At 41.2% G+C, this 3,799-nt stretch carries 4 protein-coding genes; all 4 read left to right on the top strand.

The genetic code is table 11. The features are described from left to right. Positions 1-112 precede the first annotated feature (112 nt). Positions 113-613, top strand: coding sequence for an NADH-quinone oxidoreductase subunit J (locus tag AAGC65_RS25400; RefSeq protein ID WP_343115260.1), 501 nt, complete (start codon positions 113-115; stop codon positions 611-613). Beyond that, entirely contained in the window at positions 613-942 is a 330-nt protein-coding gene (nuoK, locus tag AAGC65_RS25395; RefSeq protein WP_343115259.1) for an NADH-quinone oxidoreductase subunit NuoK, read from the top strand. The genes AAGC65_RS25400 and nuoK overlap by 1 nt, the downstream gene beginning before the upstream one ends. A 151-nt stretch (positions 943-1,093) precedes the next feature. Continuing rightward, positions 1,094-3,007, top strand: coding sequence for an NADH-quinone oxidoreductase subunit L (nuoL, locus tag AAGC65_RS25390; RefSeq protein ID WP_343115258.1), 1,914 nt, complete (start codon positions 1,094-1,096; stop codon positions 3,005-3,007). Between the two features lie 23 nt (positions 3,008-3,030). After that, positions 3,031-3,799, top strand: a 769-nt coding sequence (locus AAGC65_RS25385; protein WP_343115257.1) for a proton-conducting transporter membrane subunit, incomplete at its 3' end; no start/stop codon positions are given.

Here is a 3,799-nt window from a genome sequence, read left to right as displayed (position 1 = left end):
GATTTTATTTACGGTAAAGACAAATTAGTAGAGGCGCCCTTAAATCAATAAAGAAGTTTTATACCTTTGCCCTGATCTTATCAAAAGGCAAAGGTATTTTGTAAATATAAACATGAGTACATTTTACTTCATCGCGTTTTTGTCCATATTCTTTTCGATACTGGTTATCTCGGCCAAAAACCCGGTACACAGTATCCTTTATCTGATACTTACCTTTTTTACGTTCACTGTACATTATATTTTAATGAATGCCCAGTTTTTGGCTGTCGTTAATTTTATAGTATATATGGGCGCTATCCTGGTACTGTTCCTGTACACCCTGATGCTCATTAACCTGAATAAGGAAAGCGAACCGGTAAAGCCTTTTATGGTAAAATTTGCCGGCGTATTTGGCGGTGGTATTTTAATTGTGGCCCTGGTAGCCTCCTTAAAATTGGTAGGTGTATCAAACCCCGTAGTATTGAAAGATCCCAACCTTGGCCTGGTTAAAAACTTAGGTAAAGTATTGTTTAATGAATTTTTACTGCCATTTGAAGTATCGTCAGTATTGCTGTTATCGGCAATGGTGGGTGCTGTACTGCTGGCTACTAAAGACCCTAAAGCTACTGCATAATGGATAGTTTAACTCATACCATACAATCGGTACCGCTTAATCACTACATATTATTAAGCGCAATTATTTTTTCTATCGGTGTAATTGGCGTATTGATCCGTCGTAATGCCATCGTGATCTTCATGTCGGTTGAGCTGATGCTTAACGCGGTTAACTTGTTGCTTACCGCATTCTCAGTTTACCGTGGTGATGCCAGCGGACAGGTTTTCGTATTTTTCATCATGGCGCTGGCTGCTGCCGAAGTAGCGGTAGGGTTGGCCATCATTGTAATGATATATCGTAATACCAATTCGATTGACATCAACGTGCTGAACAGGCTGAAGTGGTAGGTCCTGATTTTGGATCCTGGAATTTGATTTCGGATTTGAAAACAGATATAAAGAAATATAATAAAACGTTGTTGCACCGTTCATCAGCAATGACGATCAGATAATAAACATAAAAAACGTATAACGTAACACGTATAACGTATAACAAAACATGGATAAATACATCTGGCTTATTCCTATATTACCCTTAGCTGGTTTTATTATTAACGGACTTGGCCGCAATTCATTATCAAAAAACGTAATTGGCTTTATCGGTAGTTTGCTGGTATTGGTATCATTTGGCTTGAGCCTCGCGGTTTTCTTTCAGATCAAATCAACCGGGCACCCTGTTAACGTTACTTATTTTGACTGGATATCAGTAGGCCAGTTAAAGATCCCTTTCGCTTTTTTGGTTGACCAGTTGAGTAGTATCATGCTGCTGATCATCACAGGTGTTGGTTTCCTGATACATTTGTACTCTATAGGCTATATGCATAATGATGATGGCTTTGGTAAGTTTTTCGCCTACCTTAACCTGTTTGTATTTTTTATGCTTTTGCTGGTAATGGGTTCCAATTACCTGATCATGTTTATAGGATGGGAAGGTGTAGGTTTATGCTCATACCTGCTCATCGGTTTTTGGTATACCAACCCAAGCTATGCCGATGCTGCTAAAAAGGCCTTTGTAATGAACCGTATTGGTGATTTGGGCTTTTTGTTAGGTATATTTTTGATCATCTATGCTTTTGGCAGTACTTCATTTGCTGAGATATTTCCTAAAGCGGCAACCATGAAAGTGGGCGCCCCGCCGATTTTTGCTATCACGATATTATTATTTGTAGGCGCTGTTGGTAAATCGGCACAGTTGCCCCTGTTTACCTGGCTGCCAGACGCGATGGCCGGCCCAACCCCGGTATCGGCCTTGATACACGCTGCAACAATGGTTACTGCGGGTATTTACATGATATCACGCTCTAACATATTTTATACGCTGGCTCCGGATACAATGGAGGTAATTGCCATTATAGGTTTGGCAACTGCGTTGTTTGCCGCGCTGATAGCCTTAACCCAAACTGATATTAAAAAGGTATTGGCTTACTCAACCGTATCGCAATTGGGTTATATGTTTTTAGGTTTGGGTGTAGGTGCTTATACTGGTGCTTTCTTTCACGTATTAACACACGCTTTCTTCAAAGCATTATTATTCCTGGGTGCAGGTTCGGTAATTCACGCGATGAGCGACGAGCAGGACATGCGCAAAATGGGCGGTTTAAAAGGTAAAATTAAAATAACCTTTACTACTATGCTGATCGGTACTATTGCTATATCAGGTATTCCTCCGTTCTCAGGTTTCTTTTCAAAAGACGAGATTTTGGCTCATGCCTACGCGCATAGCACTACGTTTTATGTAATTGGTGTGTTCACCGCCATGCTAACATCGTTTTACATGTTCCGGATGCTCTACCTCACCTTTTATGGTAAGTTTCGCGGCACACATGAGCAGGAGCACCATGTACACGAATCGCCGGCAAGCATGACCATTCCGCTTGTTGTTTTAGCTATACTTTCTATAGTTGGCGGTGTGATAGGTGTACCTGAAGTTTTGGGAGGTCATCATGAACTGGAGCATTTCCTGGCGCCGGTTTTTGAAAAATCAAACGCTATTTTGGGCGAGCATCATTTGCAAGCCAGCACCGAATTTATCCTGATGGGTATTTCAGTAGGAGTAGCGCTGATAGCATGGATATACGCTTACATCAAATACGGAAAAGGCGGAAGCATTCCTGTTGCTGATACCGAAGAACGTCCGGCACTAACCAGCCTGTCATACAATAAGTTTTATGTAGATGAACTTTATGATATGATCATCCGCAAACCATTGGATTTCTTGTCAACGTTTTTTTACAACGTGGTTGATAAGTTGGGTATAGATGGACTGGTGAACGGAATAGGTAAAGGTACTATTGAAAGCAGTAAGGGCCTGCGGTTACTTCAAACCGGTAATGTGGGTTTCTACATATTTATCATGGTGCTTGGAATTATTGCTGTATTGGCCTACAGCGTATTTGGATTAACTAAAATATAAACGATAAGCGTTTACCATAAAACATGACTGTTAGTATATTAATTTTTTTACCAGTAGTTGCCGCAATTATAGTAGCCTTATTAAAAAACGAGGTTGCCAAGTATGCTGCATTATTTTTCTCTGTTGCCGAACTGGTAATAGCCGGCTTATTTTTAAGTCGCTTTGTTCCCGATGCCTCAACCCAGTTTACTATTGATGTGCCCTGGATAACCAAATTCGGCATTTATTTTAGCGCAGGTATCGATGGCATCAGCATGATCATGGTGTTGCTAACCACGCTGCTTGTTCCGCTTATTATTTTATCAACCTTTCAGCACAAGCATACCAACGCGGGCGCTTTTTACGGTTTGATATTGTTTATGCAAGCCGGTATGCTGGTAGTGTTTACCGCTTTAGACGGATTTTTATTCTATGTAGGCTGGGAAGCCGCGCTGATCCCTATTTACTTTATTTGCGCACTGTGGGGAGGCGAAAACCGTATCCGTATCACTATTAAGTTTTTCATTTACACATTTGCCGGTTCGTTATTCATGCTGGTGGGTATCATTTACCTGTACCTGCAATCGCCTGGTAAAACATATGATCTGCACGAGTTTTACAAAATAGGTTTAGATGCTCATCGCCAATCGCTGGTGTTTTGGTCGTTCTTCCTGGCATTCGCAATCAAAATGCCTTTGTTCCCATTCCACACCTGGCAGCCCGATACTTATACCGAAGCACCAACGGCAGGTACCATGTTGTTATCAGGTATCATGCTTAAAATGGGTATCTACGGTGCTATCCGCTGGATGA

It is taken from the genome of Mucilaginibacter sp. (assembly GCF_039207105.1).
Classification (GTDB): domain Bacteria; phylum Bacteroidota; class Bacteroidia; order Sphingobacteriales; family Sphingobacteriaceae; genus Mucilaginibacter.
This window is presented reverse-complemented; position numbering and strand designations above follow the sequence as displayed.